This window comes from Chryseobacterium sp. SIMBA_028 (assembly GCF_046535285.1).
GTDB lineage: Bacteria > Bacteroidota > Bacteroidia > Flavobacteriales > Weeksellaceae > Chryseobacterium.
In genome coordinates this window covers 130,330-151,776 of record NZ_JAWRWZ010000011.1, presented here as the reverse complement: position 1 = coordinate 151,776, position 21,447 = coordinate 130,330, and the positions used below count along the sequence as shown (strand labels likewise).

19 protein-coding genes are annotated in these 21,447 nt (G+C 35.7%); 11 read left to right on the top strand and 8 right to left on the bottom strand.

The window, feature by feature from the left end:
* Position 1: 1 nt before the first annotated feature.
* The 5 genes from pgi to SCA31_RS15885 all read right to left on the bottom strand — a co-directional run bounded on the left by pgi (position 2) and on the right by SCA31_RS15885 (position 4,917).
* Complete coding sequence (gene pgi, locus SCA31_RS15905) at positions 2-1,642, bottom strand: glucose-6-phosphate isomerase (protein ID WP_410697934.1); 1,641 nt, start codon at positions 1,640-1,642, stop codon at positions 2-4.
* Between the two features lie 203 nt (positions 1,643-1,845).
* The gene (locus SCA31_RS15900; RefSeq protein ID WP_410697933.1) at positions 1,846-2,451 is read right to left on the bottom strand and encodes a hypothetical protein; all 606 of its coding nucleotides are present in this window, start codon (positions 2,449-2,451) and stop codon (positions 1,846-1,848) included.
* A complete protein-coding gene (locus SCA31_RS15895; RefSeq protein WP_410697932.1) occupies positions 2,441-2,950 on the bottom strand; it encodes an RNA polymerase sigma factor in 510 nt (169 codons plus the stop codon). The genes SCA31_RS15900 and SCA31_RS15895 overlap by 11 nt, the downstream gene beginning before the upstream one ends.
* 24 nt (positions 2,951-2,974) lie before the next feature.
* Positions 2,975-3,850 carry a TraB/GumN family protein gene (locus SCA31_RS15890; protein WP_410697931.1) on the bottom strand — a complete coding sequence of 292 codons (876 nt, stop codon included), beginning with the start codon at positions 3,848-3,850 and terminating at the stop codon, positions 2,975-2,977.
* 155 nt (positions 3,851-4,005) lie between these two features.
* Complete coding sequence (locus SCA31_RS15885) at positions 4,006-4,917, bottom strand: DUF4349 domain-containing protein (protein WP_410697929.1); 912 nt, start codon at positions 4,915-4,917, stop codon at positions 4,006-4,008.
* Between the two features lie 209 nt (positions 4,918-5,126).
* On the opposite strand from SCA31_RS15885, the gene SCA31_RS15880 reads away from it, so the two are divergent.
* Positions 5,127-6,485 (top strand): acyl-CoA dehydrogenase family protein, encoded by a 1,359-nt coding sequence (locus SCA31_RS15880; RefSeq protein ID WP_410697927.1) that lies wholly within the window; start codon positions 5,127-5,129, stop codon positions 6,483-6,485.
* Positions 6,486-6,513: 28 nt separating this feature from the next.
* On the opposite strand, the gene SCA31_RS15875 is transcribed toward SCA31_RS15880, so the two are convergent.
* Positions 6,514-6,891 (bottom strand): DoxX family protein, encoded by a 378-nt coding sequence (locus tag SCA31_RS15875; RefSeq protein ID WP_410697926.1) that lies wholly within the window; start codon positions 6,889-6,891, stop codon positions 6,514-6,516.
* Positions 6,892-7,047: 156 nt separating this feature from the next.
* Between SCA31_RS15875 and SCA31_RS15870 the strand changes: the two genes are divergently transcribed.
* A complete protein-coding gene (locus tag SCA31_RS15870; RefSeq protein ID WP_410697925.1) occupies positions 7,048-7,290 on the top strand; it encodes a hypothetical protein in 243 nt (80 codons plus the stop codon).
* Between the two features lie 128 nt (positions 7,291-7,418).
* Here SCA31_RS15870 and SCA31_RS15865 read toward each other — a convergent pair whose 3' ends face one another.
* Together SCA31_RS15865 and lon are read right to left on the bottom strand one after the other, a co-directional pair.
* A complete protein-coding gene (locus SCA31_RS15865) occupies positions 7,419-8,531 on the bottom strand; it encodes an AI-2E family transporter (RefSeq protein WP_410697924.1) in 1,113 nt (370 codons plus the stop codon).
* Positions 8,532-8,746: 215 nt separating this feature from the next.
* Entirely contained in the window at positions 8,747-11,152 is a 2,406-nt protein-coding gene (gene lon, locus SCA31_RS15860; protein ID WP_410697923.1) for an endopeptidase La, read from the bottom strand.
* A 260-nt stretch (positions 11,153-11,412) separates the two neighbouring features.
* Between lon and SCA31_RS15855 the strand changes: the two genes are divergently transcribed.
* From SCA31_RS15855 to SCA31_RS15815, 9 genes are all read left to right on the top strand, one after another.
* On the top strand, positions 11,413-13,563 hold the full coding sequence (locus SCA31_RS15855; protein WP_410697922.1) for a SurA N-terminal domain-containing protein: 2,151 nt from the start codon (positions 11,413-11,415) through the stop codon (positions 13,561-13,563).
* Between the two features lie 131 nt (positions 13,564-13,694).
* Entirely contained in the window at positions 13,695-14,645 is a 951-nt protein-coding gene (locus tag SCA31_RS15850) for an MlaD family protein (protein WP_410697921.1), read from the top strand.
* A gap of 8 nt (positions 14,646-14,653) precedes the next feature.
* Positions 14,654-15,991: a (Fe-S)-binding protein gene (locus SCA31_RS15845; RefSeq protein ID WP_332561478.1), complete on the top strand. Its 1,338-nt coding sequence runs from the start codon at positions 14,654-14,656 to the stop codon at positions 15,989-15,991.
* Positions 15,992-16,160: 169 nt separating this feature from the next.
* Positions 16,161-16,784, top strand: a complete 624-nt coding sequence (locus SCA31_RS15840) for a hypothetical protein (RefSeq protein ID WP_410697919.1) — start codon at positions 16,161-16,163, stop codon at positions 16,782-16,784.
* On the top strand, positions 16,774-17,553 hold the full coding sequence (locus SCA31_RS15835; protein ID WP_106918014.1) for a (Fe-S)-binding protein: 780 nt from the start codon (positions 16,774-16,776) through the stop codon (positions 17,551-17,553). Before SCA31_RS15840 ends, SCA31_RS15835 begins: the two co-directional genes overlap by 11 nt.
* 98 nt (positions 17,554-17,651) lie before the next feature.
* A complete protein-coding gene (locus SCA31_RS15830) occupies positions 17,652-18,467 on the top strand; it encodes an FkbM family methyltransferase (RefSeq protein WP_410697918.1) in 816 nt (271 codons plus the stop codon).
* An 82-nt stretch (positions 18,468-18,549) separates the two neighbouring features.
* Entirely contained in the window at positions 18,550-19,038 is a 489-nt protein-coding gene (locus SCA31_RS15825; RefSeq protein WP_410697917.1) for a hypothetical protein, read from the top strand.
* Positions 19,039-19,044: 6 nt separating this feature from the next.
* The gene (locus SCA31_RS15820; RefSeq protein ID WP_410697916.1) at positions 19,045-20,157 is read left to right on the top strand and encodes a glycosyltransferase; all 1,113 of its coding nucleotides are present in this window, start codon (positions 19,045-19,047) and stop codon (positions 20,155-20,157) included.
* Between the two features lie 38 nt (positions 20,158-20,195).
* Positions 20,196-21,443: an oligosaccharide flippase family protein gene (locus tag SCA31_RS15815; RefSeq protein ID WP_410697915.1), complete on the top strand. Its 1,248-nt coding sequence runs from the start codon at positions 20,196-20,198 to the stop codon at positions 21,441-21,443.
* Positions 21,444-21,447: the final 4 nt, after the last annotated feature.

Below are 21,447 nucleotides of genomic sequence, written 5' to 3'. Positions count from 1 at the left end.
GCTATTTGTTTCCTTTATAGTAATTAATCAATCCATTGGTAGAGCTGTCGTGAGAGCTTACCACTTCCTTGTTTTCAAGTTCCGGTAAGATTTTATTGGCTAAAACCTTTCCTAGCTCCACCCCAAATTGGTCAAAACTGAAGATATTCCAGATAACGCCCTGAACAAAGATTTTATGCTCATACATAGCAATTAACTGTCCTAATGAAAAAGGGGTTAATTCTTTGAATATCATTGAATTAGTAGGTGTGTTTCCGTGGAAGACTTTATAGTTTAATAATCTGTCGATTTCCTCATCAGATTTTCCTGCATTTGTAAGTTCTTCCTCAACTTCTTCTTCAGATTTCCCAAAGGCAAGTGCTTCAGTCTGAGCAAAGAAGTTGGCTAATAATTTATCCTGATGGTCAGAAACTTCATTACAGCTTTTTGCATATGCAATAAAGTCTGCAGGAATCAATTCTGTACCCTGATGAATTAGTTGGTAAAAGGCGTGTTGTCCATTAGTACCTGGTTCTCCCCAAATAATTGGTCCTGTTTCGTATTCTACAAATTCACCATTTCTATCTACACATTTTCCGTTGCTTTCCATATCTCCTTGTTGAAGATAAGCTGCAAATCGGTCTAAATATTGAGAGTATGGAAGAATTGCATAGCTTGTTGCAGCATAGAAATTACGATACCAAATTCCTAAAAGACCCATTAGTACAGGAACGTTTTCAGAGAAGTCTTCAGTCTGGAAGTGTTGATCTGTATCAAAGGCACCTCTTAACAGTTGTTCAAAATTTTCATATCCTACTGCTAATACGATACTTAGCCCGATAGCACTCCAAAGGGAGTATCTTCCACCAACCCAGTCCCAGAATTCGAAAATGTTTTCTTCTGCGATTCCGAAGCCTTTAACTGCTTCAATATTAGTAGATAAAGCCACAAAGTGTTTGGCTACATCTTCCTGTTTTCCAGCTTTAAGGAACCAGTCTTTTGCTGAATTTGCATTCGTCATGGTTTCCTGAGTTGTAAACGTCTTGGAAGCAATAATGAATAATGTAGTTTCAGGATTTAGGTTTTTAACAACTTCTGCAATATGATTTCCGTCCACGTTGGAAACAAAGTGAACATTTAATCTTGTTTTAAAATGCTTTAAAGCCGAACAAACCATTACAGGTCCTAAATCTGAACCTCCGATTCCAATGTTGACCACGTCTGTGATCTCTTTCCCGCTGAATCCTTTATGATTTCCTGAAATGATTTCTTCAGAAAATGATTTCATATGATCAAGAACACTTTTGATTTGTGGCTTGATGTTTTCTCCGTCCACAAGAATTTCACGATCAGAAAAATCTCTCAAAGCAGTATGTAGCACTGCTCTTCCCTCTGTTTCATTGATTTTGTCACCGGAAAACATTTTGGAAATAGCATCTTTTAACTGACACTCTTCTGCCAATTGTAATAAAAGAGCCTTTGTTTTGGAATCGATTAGGTTTTTAGAATAATCAAAAAGAAAATTGTCCCTTTGTAAAGAGAATTCTTCAAAACGGTTAGGGTTATACTGGAAGAGACTTCTTAAGTCAAGATCTGTTGATGCGAAATGTTCGTCAAGGGCTTTCCAGCTATTGGTTTGTATAGGATTTATTTTTGCTAGCATGCTTAGAGGGTTATATGATTCAGAAAATAATGGCTAGGATCAAAATTTTAGAAATCCATAACGCTTTATTTCTGATCTGCAAATTTAAGGAAAAATAAAACCTCAAATAAATTTGAAGATGATAAATAACAATTTTTTAAAAACAAAACCTCAGAAATGCTCTGAGGTTCATTTTTTATGTCTGTAAAAGATGCTTTTAAATGTTATTCATCCATTTGGTTTAATATGTTTTCCAGTTGCTTGGCATGGCGTCCATAGATGTACTTTGTCCATAAAACTATACTTACCACGAATAAAAGTGTCCCGATCAAAACAACAATTATTAAAGAGGCTTGATTGGTGGTGGTAAGTTCGGATAGATCCTGTCCTTTCTGTTCCAAAGTATCATAGATAAATAATCCAATAGTGATAAGGAAGTGAGGTAATAGTAAAAAGCTAAATGACTGATACCTTTCCATATTTAATCTAAGTTCATGATAGATTTTCCAAAGACTGTTCTTGGTATTTCCTGTATAAAGTTCCGTTTGTTTGTAGAATTTATAAAATCCAGACAGATAATAGGAAGATATTACGACCATCATTGTATAGGATATATAATAAATAATGTATTGTGAAGTTGGAAATCCAAACAGAAGAGGAAAGAATCCGATAAGAATGATGGCAAGAATCTGCATTGAAAACTCTTTCTTCATGTTCTTTTGGATTTTTTCTATAGGATGTCTGCTTTCCTTTAATTGTTCTATGTTGTCAGGAATATTGACGTTACCGTCTTCATTATTCCACTGTTCCTTTAATTGATCAAAGTTCATAACCTGATTTTTTTATGATTTGTTGTATTTTTTCTTTTGTTCTGTTCAGTTTTACACGAGCATTGCCTTCACTAAGGCCGAGGTTGTTTCCTATTTCTTTGTGTGACATTCCTTCCATGAAATAAAATATGATAGCTTTCTCCAGCGCGTTTAATTCTTGGACAGCATTGTAAAAAACTTCTAACTGCTTGTCTTTTGTTGGGTTATAATCTTCCTGCTGTACCTCAAAATGATGTGGAGGATCTGTTTGATTGCCAGATCTTTGCTTTTCCTTTTTCAAATAAGTGATAGCAGTATTAATAGCAACACGGTACATCCAGGTAGAAAACTCACTGTTTCCTTTGAAATTCTGATAAGATTTCCAGAGCTGGATGAGGATTTCTTGCTGAAGATCCTCCCGATCCTCTATAGAGTCCGCGTAGATCCGGGAAGCTTTGTATAAAATACCTTTATGCTGGTTGACAAGCTTTAAAAAGGTTGTTTCAGTTGGATTACTCACAATCGGTTCATGGTTTTGTTATCGCTATAAGCTTGATACCGGTTTTACGGTGTATCCTTTTTTTTGCAAAAGATTGATTAGTCCATTCTTTCCCCAAAGATGGCCGCTTCCAACGGCAAAGAAAGAACTTTGTTTCTTCATTATCTCGGGCATTTTTTCTGCCCATTTTGTATTTCGGTCAGTCAGCATTAATTTTTCCTGTTTTTCATTCATGAATTTTGGGTCCTTAATAAGCTGATCCAGATTTTTTAAATTTTCATTTTTAAAGGCTTCAGTCATTTTTTTTGATGCAATGGCATATTCATCACCTAATTTCAGTTGGGATATTACTTCTTTCAGGTTGTATGCCTCCCCAATTGCATAGGCTTGATCATCAACCTTTTCTAAGCCATTTATACTTTTCTTGTTTTCTAAAGCTGTCTTAAGCAGTTCAATTTCATACATCTTTACCTCATTCGGAGGGCAAGGGATTGCCTTTGTCGCAACAAGAGCGTAAAGAGCTTGTGGGCTATAGCTGTTCACTTTTTTCAAATCGGTCCCATAGTCGGAAAGTACTTTATTCAGTTCTTTTGTTTCCTCGGAAGTTAGTTGTTCAGATATTTTTTTATCTGCAGACATCATTTTTTGCATAGCACCCATTTCGTTTTGATCTGTGTAATTGATCTCCATAACAAAATTCTCCGATTGGTTAAGTGCATTCCAAACCTTAGGCTTTATATCAAAATCTTTGCTGCATAAGATATGAAATGTTCCGGCAATATAAGATGGCTTAGAAAGTCCATTTCCGGATATTTCCCACAGTAGGCTGTTGTCATTGTCTGTGTTTTTATTCTGCGCTGCTACAGTCATGAAATTCATTGATAATAATGCTGCGAACCCAAGTTTTACTAAATTTTTCATATTATTTATTTTTTTTGATTTTCTCTTCTTTAAACAGTAGGTAAGGGCAGTATGATAATCGTTACAGTTTTTTTCAAAAAAATAAAAACCTCCCATAAACAGGAGGTTGTAAAATCTAAAATTATGATGATAACCAGTTGGTTAGGTGTGTGTTTTTATTCCTGAGTTTTAGGTTGGTCAGGTCTTGTGGCTTTTCTTTTTCTAAAAAAATAGATCAGTCCGCCGGCAATTAATAAAAGCGGCCAGATGTTAATAAGGGCAACAAAGATTCTTTGAATCAGGTAGAATCCATACACGAAGCCATCTTTCGCATCGTAGATAAAATTGTATCTGTATTTATTGTCAATGCTGTTCGTGTTGGTAACCGCAATTTCTGCAACACGTAATTTAGGCTCCTTGATGTAGATATCGACAGTGCTGTATTTCAGATTGTCTGCCATGTTCATTGTGGTTAGCTTTTGAAAGTTTCCCTCGGACATATTCTTATCTCCCAATGCTACTTTGTCTTTATTAGCCTTTATATTATCTATACTTTCAGAAGTTTTTTGGTTTCTTTTTGCCTCAAGTTCAGAATATTTAATAGTAGCCGTTACATCTTCTGCGTTAATGGTTCTTGAGTTGAGAAATAACTTGTTTGTATTGATTGATATCAAAAACTCTCCCAACTTTTCAGTAGGTACCCGTACCTGTATTGTGTTTTCACTCTTGTATTTTTTAATAAGCATGGCTTCCGTGTCAGAAGTGTTGTAGGTGTCTTCAGAAGTAACATTGCTTTGAAGATTGCTCTTGGTAACAAAACCTCCAAATTCCTGAACCGATTTTTCAATGGCAATGGTCGCATTATACACATCTTTTACATCCATATTGACATCTGCAGTTTTAATAAACTGTTTGTCCTTTACTTCCATGCTGGCAGCTGATGAAACACTGTCTGATGCTGTAACTGCTGCAGAATCTGCAACTGCATAACTGCTAAGTTCATTGGCGCTGGCTTCTCCTTTTTTACATGAGTAAATTCCTAATAGAAGAACTGCAGATAATGATAATTTAATGTAAGTCGTTTTCATAGCGTAAGATTTTTGTGGTTTTGCTTGAGTCAAAGTTCTGGAAGGATCCTTTGTAATGCTTGAAAATTAAAAGTAAAAAGCTTGTAAAGGAAATATTCTGTTGTAATTTGCTGAATATTAATATTTTGTAAAATACTGTGATAGTGGGTGACTTGGTTTCGGAGTAATTTTTGCTTATCTTTTTACAAACCAAACTATAATATATCATTATGTCAAATACCTTTTCCAAAATCAGAAATGCAATAGGACTGTTTACATCCATAGATTTTGATCAGTTAAGTACCATCTCTAAAAAAGTAGATCTGCCCAAACTGATGCATAATTTTTCAAAATTAGATGATAAACAGCTTTCAGGACTTATGAAAATGCTTGATCCTGATAAGAAAAAGAAAGAACTTCCTCCCATTGATGGAGATTTTTATGACATCTACCATACCTTATCTCCTGAGCAGAGAGAAATTCAGCTTAAGGTGAGAGCCTTTATGGAAAAAGAAGTAAAACCCTTGGTGAATCATTATTGGCTAAGGGATGAATTTCCATTTGAATTAATTCCAAAATTTCAAAAACTGGATATTTGTGGTGTTACTTACGAAGGGTATGGGTGTCCGGGGATGCCTTTCCTGATGGAGGGAGTCATTGCTATGGAAATGGCGAGGATTGATGCTTCCATTGCTACCTTTTTTGGGGTACAGTCTGGATTGGCGATGGGATCCATATACATTTGTGGCTCAGAAGAGCAAAAACAGAAATGGCTTCCACAGATGCAGAAGTTTGAAAAAATAGGAGCATTTGGATTAACAGAACCAGAAGTTGGCTCCGGAGCTGCGGGAGGTTTAACGGTAACCTGCAAAAAAACAGACGAAGGCTGGGTCTTGAATGGACAAAAAAAATGGATTGGAAATGCAACCTTTGCAGATCTTGTTATTATATGGGCAAGAGATTTAGATAGTGGAGAAGTAAAGGGGTTTATTGTAGAAAAAGATAATCCCGGATATTCTGTAGAAAAAATCAAGGGGAAAATGGCACTCAGAATAGTTCAGAACGGATTAATTACATTGAAAGACTGCCTGATTACAGAAGAAAACCGCTTGCAGAATGCCAATTCATTTAAAGATACAGGAAAAGTACTGCGAATGACGAGAGCTGGAGTAGCTTGGATGGCAACGGGTTGTGCAAGAGGTGCCTATGAAAGTGCATTGGCTTATACCAGAACAAGAGAGCAGTTCGGGAAGCCTATTGCTTCATTTCAAATGATTCAGGGGCATTTGGTGGAAATGTTATCCAATCTTACGGCCATGCAGACTATGGTTTTCAGATTGTCTGAAATGCAGGATGAGGGAATCTTAAAGGACGAACATGCTTCACTGGCCAAGGTTTTTTGTACCCTAAGAACAAGAGATATTGTTTCCAGAGCAAGAGAAGTAATGGGAGGTAATGGTATTCTGCTGGAATATGACGTGGCCCGTTTCGTAGCAGATGCTGAAGCAATTTATTCTTACGAAGGAACAAAAGAAATCAATTCGCTCATCGTGGGACGATCGATTACAGGGTTTAGTGCGTTTGTGTAAATAGTTGTAGAATAGGAAGTGATATCCTTTATCCCACTAGATTTTTATACTTCTCTTTATTGTCAATAATCATCCAGATATTAATAATGAACAATACAGTAGAAATTGTAATGCCTACAGTAGATGGATCCCTGAATAAGTTATGGATTAAAATTCCCACTAATACCGGAAGTATAATGATGGCGGCTAAAGTTCTTGTTTTGGGAAAGATGAATAATAGACCTCCAATTACTTCTACCGCTCCCACTAAAGGGAGTAGCCAGCCTATTTCTCCAAAGGCTGCATAGATTTTTATCTGGGCATCGGTGAGTTGCGGGGTGGGGTTGTAATGGAAAAACTTGTCTAATCCTGCATTAATAAACAAAATGCCAAATAAGAGGCAAAGGATGAGTTTTACGGCTTTCATAATTGAATATTTTATATCTAATTTAAAATAAAAATATGACTTTATTATTTATTCTCAATTAAAGATGAATAAAACTCTATTTATGGTAGGCTAATTTTAAGTTTTGTGTAATTTTATTTTTTTTATATTTGAAATACAAATTAAACTAATAATAGTATGTTGAAAAATCACAAAAAATTAAACCGTACGGCTTTAAGAGAAATTCAAGGTGGAGTAGGTATTGGAAAATGCGATATTGGCCCTGTAGGCTGCCCATGTAAAATTCCCCCTGGTGATCCTTGTTTAGGTGGAGATCCCGGAGGTGGACAAGATTATGGATATTGTCCGGATATACAATCTAATATTCTTTGCACAGAAACCTGTCCAAACGGAATGAGTCCCTATTGTGCTCTTCCTTAATAATAAAATAAAAAAGACTGTCTTATCTCAAGGCAGTCTTTTTTTATTTAAAGTTTATGATAATGATTTCAACTGAATAAGTGTTTTAATCATTTATTGCCCTATTGCTCATTACTTATGATTCATGATCAGTCCATTTCTTTCAGGGTAATATTCTTTGAAATTTTATAACTTTTCTTCTTTTTATTGGGTTTTTCTTCTTCGCCAAGCAATTTGCCCCAAGGTCTCAGATCCTCCACTCTTTCGCAGATAATCTTAATAATGGCAATGGCCGGAATGCAAAGAAACATTCCTGCAATACCCCAAAGATGTTCACCCAAAAGAATTCCCACAAATGAAAATAAAGCATTGATTTTTACTTTAGAACCAACAACGAATGGCAGAACAATATTTCCATCCACGGCATGTACGGCAATATAGCCTATTGCTACATAAATACAAGTTGACGGGCTGGAGGTAGCAAATGCAATGAAACACGAGATTACTAAAGAGATAAAAATTCCCAAATAAGGAATAACATTCAGCAAACCTGTTAAAACAGCCAGAAGAATAGCATATTTTACTCCTAAAACAGTAAGAACGATTGACGTAAGAATGGATACAATAATAACCTGAAGAAAAAGTCCGAAAATATATTTCTTGGTCATAATACGGATTTCATTCACTGCTTCTCGTACACTTGATTTGTGTCTTTCATTAAAAACCGTAACAATAAAATTGTTTAAAAGTCTTCTGTAATTTAAAATAAAGATGAAAAATATGGTGAAGAATATAATAAAACCAAATCCCGTGGAAAATATTCCGAATGTAAAGCCTAGAATTGCTCCTGAGGAAGAAAGAAGTTTATTCAAACCCTGGTTGATATAATCCACCTGTTCATTCACCTTTACATTAAATGTCTTCGAAATCCAGTGTTGAAATCCATTGAATACCGTGGTAAACTGCTCTCTGAGATGGGGAAGATCCTTACTAAAGTCTGATAATTGTGAGCTGAAGAAATAAATTAACCCGCTTAAAATCATCAACATGATAAAAACAGAGGTCATTGTTGACATAGATCTTGGGAATCTTAGTTTTCTCTCCATAAATGTTGCTGCCGGTAAAAATAGCATTGCCATTAGGAAAGCAAGAAAAAACGGAGCTAAAATGCTCTGTCCTAATGCCAAAAGATAACCAAGGCCGATGATGGAAATAACCACGAGCGTAAGCTTGACAAGGAAAGGTAATCTAAGAAAATTCATAATTTAAAATATGCAGTATGGAATAAAAATAAGAAAAACCCATTGAATTAAAGAAATTTTTATTCAATCATTGTGGATTTTTTCTTTCTGCATATCAAATTTCATTCCACCAGATGAAGAAAAGAACGCTTTGATATACAAAAACAGAAACACGTTCCAATGATCAGAACGTGTTTCCTTATTGAGAAGTTAATATGTTATATTGATAAGTTGTCTTATTTTTCAATGGCGATGTCAATGACTTCCTCCATTCTGTTTACATAGTGAACTTTCAGGTTCTTCAAGTAGTCTTTTTTGATCTCCTCTACGTCTTTTCTGTTGGCCTCACAAAGAATTACTTCCTTTACACCGGCTCTGGTTGCGGCAAGAAGTTTTTCCTTGATTCCACCTACCGGAAGAACTTTTCCTCTTAAAGTAATTTCTCCAGTCATGGCAAGGTGAGGTTTTATCTTTTTGTTTTTAAAAGAAGAAACCATAGAAGAAAGCATTGCGATACCTGCTGATGGCCCGTCTTTAGGAGTTGCTCCTTCAGGAACGTGAACGTGAATGTTTTTCTTATCCAGGTCTTCCTGAGCAATCCCCAATTCGTCATGCTTGGCTTTAATATATTCTAAGGCAATGGTAGCAGACTCTTTCATAACGGTTCCCAGATTTCCGGTCATCGTAAGCATTCCTTTTCCGTTGCTTAAAATACTTTCAATATACAGAATATCCCCACCTACACTTGTCCAGGCTAAACCTGTTACTACGCCGGGAACTCCTGTAATTTCAGATAAGCTCTTTGGTCTTGGAACTCCAAGGATTTCATCTACCTTTTCAAGAGATATTTTCGGCTCATATTCCTTTACTAAAGCAGTTTGTAATGCTACCCATCTTGCAACGGAAGCAATCCTTTTCTCCAGAGACCTCACTCCGCTTTCCGAAGTGTGAGCTTCGATAATATGCTTAAGCTCAGGATTTCCAAGCTTGAATGACTTCGTATCCAAACCATTTTCCTCTTGCTGTTTCCTGATTAAGTGTCTTTTAGCAATTTCAATCTTTTCCTCAAGGGTATATCCCGCAATTTGAATAACTTCTGTTCTATCCAAAAGAGGCGTTTGAATGGTTGAAAGAGAATTGGCTGTCGCAATAAACATTACTCTTGACAAATCGTATCCCATTTCAAGGAAGTTGTCATAAAATGATTTATTTTGTTCAGGATCAAGAACTTCGAGTAGTGCGGAGCTTGGATCCCCGTGTAGTCCCTGTCCTATTTTATCAATTTCATCCAAAACAATTACCGGATTAGAGGTTCCTGATTTTTTAATAGACTGCAGGATTCTTCCGGCCATTGCACCAATATATGTTTTTCGGTGTCCGCGGATTTCACTTTCATCATGAAGTCCTCCCAGAGATAATCTCACGTATTTTCTGCCTAAAGAGTCCGCAATAGATTTGCCTAAAGATGTTTTACCTACTCCCGGAGGACCTACCAACAATAAGATAGGAGATTTCATGTTGTTCTTTAGTTTTAAAACAGCCATGTGCTCCAAGATTCTTTTTTTAATGTCTTCCAGTCCGAAGTGCGCTTTATCTAATACTTTTTCAGCTTTTGCAATATCGAAAATATCTTTGGTATAGGTGTCCCATGGAAGGTCTGTAAAGAAATCCAGATAGTTTCTCTGTACGTTGTAATCCGGAGAATTAGGATTTTGACGCTGTAGCCTGCCAATTTCCTTTTGGAAATGTTCTTCTACTTCCTTGCTCCATTTTTTTGTTTTTGCTTTGGCAATAAGATCTTCCACATCACTCTCAGGACCACCGCCTAATTCTTCCTGGATGGTTCTGATTTGCTGATTCAGAAAATATTCTCTTTGCTGCTTGTCAAGATCCTTGGAGGTTTTCTGATGAATTTGGTTTCTAAGCTCAAGCTTTCTGAAGTCCTCATGCATCATTTCATAGCATTTGTTGGCTCTCTCCATCATGCTTCTTTCCTCTAGTAATCTCTGTTTTTCAAGAGAGGGGAAGCTTGCATTGGTACAGATGAAGTTCAGAAGATCATCATTGTTGTTGATGTTCTTGATGGCAAAATTTGCTGCATTAGGAATATTAGGGTCAAGTTCAATGATTTTTAAAGCCAGATCCTTAATGTTTTCCAATAAGGCATCATATTCCTCTCCATTTTTAGGCTTTGTATCCTTTAATTTTGAAATTTCAGCTTTGAAATAAGGCTGATTATCAGTGATTTTTTTGATTTTGAACCTGTGGAACCCTTTTGTAATTGCTGTGATATTACCCTCAGGAAGTTTGATGATCTTAATGATCTTTGCCAGGGTACCAGTGGTGTAAATATCTTTCTCAGTAGGCTGTTCAAGATCAGAATTTTTCTGGCTTATAATTCCAATAAAATCCCCGTTCTTTTGCGCTTCTTCAATAAGCTGTATTGATGTTTTTCTTCCAGCAGTAATAGGAATCACCACATTCGGGAACATAACCATATTTCTTACGGGAAGTATCGGGAATATTTTCTGTTCGGAATTCTTATCAGTTTCTGCAAAGTCGGAAAGATTGATTTCCTCAGCCACAATGTCAAAACCGTCGCTGATCATTTCCTCTAAACTCATATCTTCAAATTCTGTCATAATGAATCAAATGACAAATTGTCATTTTCGTTTTTAATCGTTAAATAGATTTTTTATAATATCGCCTGAAAACGTGCAGTATATTATAATGTTCTAAAATGCACAATACTTATGCCATTTGTTTTTTGCTAAAAAATATGGTCAAAATTTCCTTTTTTATGTAATCTTTACGATTTAAAGTTAAAATAAGGAACTTCTATTTCTGTAATTTCTTAAAAATGTGTATTTTCGCAAACTGATAAAAAACTATAATTTATAAAATGGCAATTTTAGGACAGATTAGGAGTAAGCCTTGGCTTTTGATGGGAGTAATAGCCTTAGCGCTTTTGGCGTTCTTGGTAAACCCCGATAGTATCGACAAGGTTTTTGGAAAGAATCCTGACGTTTTAGGAAAAGTAAACGGTGAAAAAGTTACCCGCGAAGAGTTCAATGATCAACTTTTCGTGCTGCAACAACAGGCAGAGCAACAAGGTCGTCCGAAAAGCGGTCTTGAAGAGCAGGCTTGGCAGTTACTTGTACAATCTAAGCTTATCAAGCAACAGTTTGAGAAATTGGGCTTTGAAATGACTGATGATTATTTCTGGAACCAGATCCAGTATGATCAGATGTTTGCCCAAAACCAACAGTTCTTTGATGAGAAAGGTAATTTTAAAACTCAGGAGCTTAAAAAAGAAATTGAAACATTACAAAGCACCAATCCTCAAGGATATGCTCAATGGTTAAAAACAAAAAAAACAATTGAGTACAGATTGATGGCTAGACAGGTGTTTTCCAATATTTCAGCAGGGATCACTACTGGTAAAAAAGAAGCTGAGGAATTGATGAAGCAAAGAGATCAGCTTGCTGATATCGACTTCGTAAAGGTAGACTATGCAGCATATCTTCAGAAAACGAAGATCAATGTTTCTACAGAAGATCTTGCGAACTACATCAAACAGCATCCGGTAATGTTCAAGGCAGAGCCTAGCAGAAATATAGGAGTTGTATATTTCCCTTCCAAACCAAGTGCAGCAGATGATGCGGCAGCTTTAAAGGAAATTACAAAACTATACTCTGGAGGTACAGATGCTAGTGGAGGTGCAGAAAACTTCCAGAATACAAAGAACGATTCTATGTTTGTGATGGCAAACTCAGATTCTCCTTTCAATCCTCAGTATGTAAAGCCTACACAATTGCCTGCAACTATACAAGGTCAGATCGCAACAGCTGCGGTAGGACAAACATTTGGTCCTTACAAGGAGCAAAATTTCTATGTAGTTTCTAAGCTTGTAGGTAAAAAGACTTCGGACTCTACATTGTCAAGACATATCCTGATTGCTTTCAAAGGAAGCCCTGCAGGAGAAGGAGTGACAAGATCTAAAGAGCAGGCTAAAAAAATGGCAGACTCTATTGGAGCAATCGTAAAAGCAACACCAGCTAAATTTACAGAGTTCCTTAAGCTTTCAAGCGATCCTAACTCTGCTGCTCAAGGTGGTAGTTTAGGTTGGACAACTCCAGAAACACCTTTCGTTCCTGAGTTTCTTGCTTACTTAGCCAGCAATCCTAAAGGAGCAACAGGGGTTGTGGAAACACAATTCGGTTATCATATCATCAATATTGAAGATAAAAAATCAGGATCAATGGGGTATCAGGTTGCTAATCTTGTAAAAGAGATCAAGCCTTCAGATGCAACAGAAGCTGATACAGACAAAAAGGCTAGAAAATTCATTCAGCAGGTTCAAGGAAAATCATTCAATGATTTTGTGAATATTGCTAAAAAAGATAACTATCAGTTCTCTAACCCTAAGGCGGCAAAGAGATTTGAAGGTCAGCTTCAGGGCTTAGGCACAGAAAAAGATGGAGATATCTTATCTTGGGCTTTTGATAAAAAAAGATCCAAAGGAGATACAGAATTCTTTACTGTAGACGGAACGGGTGATAAAATTGTAGTTTATCTAAACGGAAAACAAGAAGCAGGTCTTGCTGATCCGGAATCTGTAAGAGATCAAATAGAAATTCTTGTTAAAAATAAATTGGCTGCAAAACAAATTTCTGATAAAATTGCAGGAGCGAAAGCTTCAAACTTAGATCAGATTGCTAAATTATTTGCTACTTCAAAACAAGCTGCTCAAGTAAATCTACTGAACCCTTCAATTGCTGGTTCAATGGAACCTAAAGTTGCCGGGGCTGCATTTGGTGTGGCAAAAGGAAAACTTTCTAACCCAGTTGAAGGAGGAACAGGAGTTTATGTATTGATCAAAAAATCAGAAACAGTAAACAAACAACCTGGTGACCTTAAGCAGTTCACAGAATCTATTACTCAGAGAAATGCAGGGATGTTCGGAGAGGCTTGGTTAAAGAGTCTTCAGAATAATTCTGATATTGAGGATTACAGAATTGAGATCTGGAACAAGGTAGGAAACCAACAATAATAGGAAACTCATCTTATCAATATAAAAGCGACAAAATTTTTTGTCGCTTTTTTTTGTATTTAACGCAGAATAATAAAGGAAAAGATTTATTTAAAATGTACTATATTTGCTTATTAGAAAAAATTTAGCAAGTGAAGTTCAGTAAAGAATTAAAAGCTGGTGTGATCACACTTCTAGCTATCGTAGGCTTTGTGTTGTTGTTTCAATTTATGAAAGGGAAGAGCCTTTTTACTACCGACAATATATTTTACGCAAAATATGACAATGTAGAGGGCCTTGCGCAATCTTCAGCAGTCTCAATTAACGGTCTTAAAGTAGGGCAGGTTGATAAGATTATTCCTAGAACTGCAAAGGATGGTAAAATTAGTTTTATCGTTAAAATTACAGTTGACAATAAATTTGAATTTTCAAAAAACTCAACCCTTGAAATTTTTGAACCTGGATTAATGTCAGGGAAGGAAATGAGAGTAAACCTTGTGTATGGAGGAACTCAAGCAAAAGACGGTGACACTCTTATGGGGGCGTTTAAGCTAGGAATGATGGGAAGTCTTTCTTCTCAGGTAGGCCCGGTTAAGGATCAATTACAGGTTGTATTGCACAGAGTAGACTCCTTAATGACGAATGCCAATCAACTCGTTGATGCACAAAATAGAGCAGAAATTAAAGCTTTATTATCGAACCTTAATAAAACAGTAGGAGCATTAGAGGCCACAGCGGGAAGTGTAAACAGCCTGGTAGGACACAATGACCCTAAGCTTCAAAAGGTCTTAGATGATGCAAGTCTTACAATGCAAAGTGGTAAAGTAACGTTGGATAAATATGGAAACCTGGCACAGAGTATTGATACCAAACAATTGAATTCAACCATTGCAAATTTAGATGCTACCGTTGGAAAACTGAATCAGGTAATTGGTGGAATAGATAAAGGACAGGGTAGTTTAGGTAAACTAATGAAGGATGAGCAACTTTACAATAATCTGAATTCAGCATCTTCAAACTTGAATTCATTGATTGAAGATATGAAAGCGAACCCTAAGAGATATATTAATTTCTCTGTTTTCGGTAAAAACAATAAAGACTAATACGCCTTATGCAGTACATCGATAACATTATTTTCCTGATTTTATTAGTGGCAGGATTTGGACTGTTTGCCAAAAGCCTGCTAAAGATCTATAGAAATATCAGACTAGGTCACGAGATCAATAGAAACGACAGAAAAGGAGAACGTTGGGAAACGATGGCTCGTGTAGCCATGGGACAGAGTAAAATGACAGCACGTCCTGTTGCAGGAGTTTTACACCTTTTTGTATACGTAGGTTTTGTGATTATTAATATTGAATTAATAGAAATTGTTGTTGATGGAATATTTGGTACACACCGTTTTTTATCAAGCATTTTCGGGCATACATTTTATAATTTCTTTACTGCAACCTTAGAAGTTCTGGCACTTTTAGTGGTGATTGGGGTTGTCATTTTCTTTATTCGTAGAAATTTTTACGGAGTGAAGAGATTGACAATGAAAGAGCTTTTCGGTTGGCCAAAAAATGATGCCAATTGGATTTTGATTATTGAATTCGCCTTAATGATGGCTTTCTTTAAAATGAATGCTTCAGATTTTATTTTACAGACAAGAGGAGTTTTACCAATGCACGGAAGCTTTCCCATCAGTGAAATGACATTTGTTCCATTCTTAGAAATCTTCAATTTTGATAACGGATTTTTGATGTTCACAGAGAAAGCTGCATGGTGGTTTCACTTTGTAGGAATTCTTTTCTTCATGAATTATCTTTATTACTCAAAACACTTACATATTATCCTTGCATTTCCAAGTACATGGTATGCCAACCTTGATAAAAAAGGAAAATTCAATAACCTTGATTCGGTAACCAAGGAAATCAAATTAATGATGGATCCTAACGCTGATCCTTATGCCGCTCCGGCAGAAGGAAGTGAGGCCGATACTCCTTCCAAATTTGGTGCAGAAGATATTTTTGACCTTAACCAGGTGCAATTGCTCAATGCCTATTCATGTACAGAATGTGGACGTTGTACCTCGGTTTGTCCGGCTAATATTACCGGTAAACAGCTTTCTCCGAGACTCATCCTGATGAAAACCAGAGATAGATTGGAAGAAGTGGGCAGAAATATTGATAAAAACGGAAAATTTGTTGATGACGGCAAAAAGCTGTTGAACGATTATATCACAAAAGAAGAACTTTGGGCTTGTACTACATGTAACGCATGTACAGATGCCTGTCCGGTATTACTAGATCCACTATCTATTATCTTCGAAATGAGAAGATTCCTGGTAATGGAACAGTCTGCCGCACCACAAGAGCTGAACCTAATGATGACAAACGTGGAAAACAATGCTGCCCCTTGGCAGTATAACCAAGCTGACCGTTTGAATTGGGCCTCAGAAAACTAGGTCAGAATTTCTAACGAACTTGATGAATAGAAACAGTGCAGAGAGCAGTAATGATAACCGCTATCTCACTTACCTGAATTATATTACTCCAATTATTTTGTGATAAAGTGATTAGTAAAAAGAATGAAGATAACCCTGTAGAAAAAAACATTGAACCCGCTGATTTGAAATGAAAAATATATTTTTTGCTTTTTTATTGATATGCTCTGGTTTCTTGATGGCACAATCTGCAGATCAGAAAAAAATACTTGAGGATTCAAAAGCTTTCATGTCTTTATTTGAAAAGAAAGACTACGAGGGAATGCTGGATCTTACCCATCCTGCAATTTTTGAAAAAGTGGACAGAAAGATGCTGGCTGATAGTTTCAACAGTGTGTTTGAGGGTAATGATGAATTCAAAATGGAACTGGTAGAAACTGATAAGAACATATTTAGTGTTTCAGATGTTTTTACCACTCAGGATAATACCAAATATGCATTCAGTACCTATCTGATGAAGATGAAAATGATCTTTCTGAAAGAGAGTTTTGATGAAGAAAAAAAGAAAATGATGTTGGGATTGATGGAGGCGCAAGGCATGAATGCCAAATTTTTAAACGATACAACCTTGGAAATGAGTAAGCAGAGTATGATTCTTGCCCTCAATGATAAATCAACAGGAAATACCTGGAAGTATCTCAATTATGACGAAGCTAATCCTTTATATGTTTCCATAGTACCTGTGGAGGTCATGAAAAAGGCAAAGGAATATTATGCTAATTTATTAATTAAACAAAAAGAAAATGCAAATTAAAACAATGGCAGAATATGCTGCCGAAGGAAGATCCCCGGAAGTTTTATTTTGGGTTGGATGTGCTGGAAGTTTCGATGACCGCGCCAAAAAAATTACAAAAGCATTTTGCAAGATATTAAATAAAATAGGTGTTGAATTTGCAGTTCTGGGACAGGAAGAAAGCTGTACCGGAGATCCTGCAAAAAGAGCTGGAAATGAATTTGTCTTCCAGATGATGGCCCTTACTAATATTGAAGTTCTGAATGCTTATGAAGTAAAGAAGATTGTGACAGCTTGTCCACACTGCTTCAATACCCTTAAAAATGAATATCCAAGTCTGGGTGGGCACTTTGATGTAGTACACCATACACAATTCCTTAAAACCTTAATGGAAGAAGGAAGGTTAAAAATTGAGGGCGGAGCTTTCAAAGGGAAGAAGATCACATTCCATGATCCATGTTACCTTGGAAGAGCTAATGATGAATATGAAGCTCCAAGATTACTGCTAGAAAAACTGGACGCAGAGCTTGTAGAAATGAAGCGTTGCAAAACAAATGGTCTTTGTTGTGGAGCAGGGGGAGCACAGATGTTTAAAGAACCAGAAAAAGGAAATAAAGACATTAATATTGAAAGAACAGAGGAAGCACTGTCTTTTGAACCTAAAGTGATTGCTACCGGATGTCCTTTCTGTAACACGATGATGACAGATGGAGTAAAACACTTCAATAAAAATACTGAGGTTGCTGTAAAAGATATTGTAGAACTTCTTGCTGAAGCGGAAGATTTATAAAGAGTAATCTATATAAAATTATAAAACTCAGGAAGCTCTTCCTGAGTTTTGTTATTTTTGTTTAAAATTACAGCATCTTACAACCTATAAAAACTAATATGAGAAGTTTTTTAGCCTCATTTTTTAAATTTATTTTAAGTTTTCATTTTTTTGGACAGAAGTATTTTGCCTTTCATAAATATATTTTCAAGCCATATCACCTTTTTCGAGGGGTACAGAAAAATATTATTTATAGAGGATCAATTCAACTTGACTTAAATCTGGATGACTGGATTCAGCAGCAATTGTATTTCTTGGGTGATTATGAAAAAACCGAAATAGATTATTTATATTCCACCTTAAAGAAAGGAGATGTCTTTATTGATGTAGGAGGAAATATTGGTTTGTTTTCCCTAAATGCCTCCGGAATTGTTGGAAATGGCGGGAAAGTGTATGCTTTTGAAGCTTTTAAGCCTAATTATGAGAAGTTCTCCAGGCATCTTACCCTAAATAATTTTAAAAATGTTACTTTGGAACATCTGGCGATTTCTGAGGAAAGAGGATATCTTGAAATTCTATACAATGATCATTATGATAATGTAGGAATGGCGTCATCCTATCTAAAAGATTTTACAGCTAAGGAAAAAGTTGAAAGTATAAGCTTGGACGAATATGCTAAGACTCATCAAGTAGCAAAAATTGATATGATTAAAATAGACATTGAAGGCGGTGAGTTTTCAGCCTTAAAAGGAATGGCAGAGATTTTAACGAACTATCAGCCTAAAATAATTATTGAAGTCAATAATATAGCGTTAAAGAGTTCTGGTCATAGTGAAGAAGACCTGATACAAATATTGCAGGAAAAAGGCTACACAAAAACGAAAATACTAAGTAAGAATGAAGGTTCTTATAATGCTGTATTTGAAAGTATTTAATCTTTAGTAATTTTCTTGAAAGATATTCTTCATCCACTTTCTGAAGAAAAAATCGTAATTTTATACTTTAAATAGAAAGGATATGAAAATTGAAGAATCCAATATTGTAGAAACCAGCGACTATAGAGTTATTATATATCCGGCGTCAAGGCCATTTGAAACAAAAGAAGCAAAGACCATTACTGAAAAGTTATTCGATTTTTTAGCAACTTGGGCTGCTCATGGAAAACCTCTTTCCTCATCCTTTAAAATTGAGAAAAATCAATTTATTGTTATATGTGTAGATGAGGAGAAAGAAATGGCTTCAGGATGTAGTATTGATGCTCTTGGAAAAATAATGAGAGAGATTGATGAAGAATACCAATTGGGCTTATTCGATAGAATGAAAGCTAGTTTTATTGAAAATGGAGAAGTGAAAACTCTGAAACTTATTGATTTTAAAACAAAAATAAGAAACGGGGAATTGTCAAAAGATATTCAGGTCTTTGATTTTTCTAAAAATACCTACCTGGATTTCTTAAGTCATTTTGTTTTGCCATTTGAAAAAAGCTGGGCTTCTTCCATAAAATAATCTCCATTGAAAATTCTGTTTATTTCCTCATGGTTTCCGAACAAGCTGGAGCCTACTAATGGCAACTTTGTACAGCGTCACGCAGAAGCCGTAGCATCGTTACATGAGGTAGAAATATTACACGCTATAGGAGATCCTGCCCAAGATCAGGAATTTATCTTCGATGATCAGAAGATCAACGGAATAAGAACTCTTATTGTGTATTATAAAAGCTCTAAAAATCCGGTACTGAATTTTAGAAATAGAATGCAGGCCTACCAAAAAGGATTTTTAGAGTTGCAGAAACCAGATCTGGTACACGCAAATATCTTACACAACTCCATGTTTTTTGCTGTTTATTTAAAGGAGAAATACAGGATTCCCTTTGTGGTTTCAGAGCATTGGTCCGGTTTTCTTCCCATAAACAGATCTAAACTCTCCTTTATAGGAATTCTTACGGCACGATACGTTGCCCGCAGAGCCTCTTGTTTACTTCCTGTAAGTGCTATTCTGATGGATAACCTCAAGGAGCTGAAAATTGGTAAAAACTTTAAGGTAATTGGAAATGTAGTCAATACAGAACTTTTTTCGCCAGAGAAAAAGGAAAATAAAACCTTTACATTTCTTCATGTTTCAAACCTTATTCCTCTTAAAAATCCGGATGCTATTATTGATGCTGTGGTTCGGCTTAGAAAAGATTTTAAGAACTTTGATCTCCAAATTGGAGGTGACGGAGATGTAGAGCGATTAAATAAGCTCATTGAAAAGCATGATGGAAAGAGCTACATCAAAACATTTGGTGAAATTTCACATGCTGAAGTTGCTGAAAAAATGAAAAAAAGTGATTGCTTTGTTCTTTTCAGTGACTATGAAAGCTTTTCGTGTGTCTTATTAGAATCTCTTTCTTCAGGTGTTCCGGTGATTGCAACTCGTGTAGGAGCAATTCCTGAAATTATTGGAGAAAATTATGGAATCGTGATCGAAAAGTCTGAGGAAGAGCTCTATACAGCAATGAAGAATATGCTGAATGGAAACTACAAGGCAGATTCTCCGGAAGAACTCCATCAATATGTTGTTGAAAAATTTTCAGTATCAGCAATCGCAAATGAATTTAATCAGGTATATAAAAATATAATATAAGGGTCTTAAGGTTTTAATGCTCCATTGATCAGATCGAAATGAACAGTTTAAAAGATTTTATCAGGGCTTTTTTTGCCAATAAAGGACAGCATGTATTTTTATCTTTGCTGATTACAAAGATATGTGCCTTTTCAGGGTCTCTCTTTATGATCAGAATCTTGCCGGAAAAGGACTTTGGACTGTTAAGTATTGTAGCTTCTGTTTTTGCGATTTTTGCACCCTTTAGTGGATTGGGAAGTTCTCAAAGCCTTATCAGATTCGGATCACTAAGAGGTTCTGATGATGAAAAAAAAGAATTGTCGGCTTACCTTTTTAGACAAGGATTTTTATATCACCTTATCCTAAGTGCTGTATTTTTTTTATTGTCCTTTTTTTATGTAACTCACTATTCATACATCTTTTATATCTTTTTTTTCTTTACCATTCGTTTGATTGGAGTTTACTTTCTGAGCCATATTCAGGCTGAACGTCGTATTTATTTAAAGAATAAGGAATTTGCAATGGTAAATAACGTTGTCAATATTTCAGGATTATTGATGATGATTGTTTTCTCACTATTTTGGGGTTTGTACGGATATCTGATTGCCAATGCAATAGCTCCGTTTCTTTCTCTTTTTTGGCTTAAAGGACCACTGCCAAAAGTTTCAAGCCTATCATTAAAATTTACAAAAAAAGAAATCTGGAGCTTTGCATTACATGCTTCCATAACTGCTTTATTGTCAGATGCTTTTTTTTCGGCGGACATTCTCTTACTGAATTTTTTCAAAAATGAAAATGTGGTAGCCAATTATAAGGTAGCATTGCTTATACCCGCAAATATTACTTTTTTAGCTCTTTCTTTTATGCAGAGTGATTATCCGGTTCTTGCCAAAAATCACCGTGATAAATCATTTCTGAAGAATTATATCATCAACTACTATAAAATTTTTATCCCTATATCCTTATTGATATTAATGGTGGGATGCTTCTTCAGCAGTTTCATCATCCGTATTTTCTTTGGAGAACAATACACTGACAACTCATTTGTTTTCTCACTTCTTCTAGGGGTATTTTGTGGTAGCATGTTATTGAGAAACCTATACGGAAATCTATTATCTGCAGTTGGATTAATGAAAATGAATACTTTTTTTTCTATTCTATCCCTGCTGCTTTTAGCTGTTCTTTCATACTTTTTGGTTCCCCAGTCAGGGGTGGTTGGTATGGCTAATTCCTTGGGAGCTACATTAACTTTTGTCGGATTTTTAATGATGTTTTCATTTTTCTCTTATCTTAGAAAGTTGAAATAAAGTA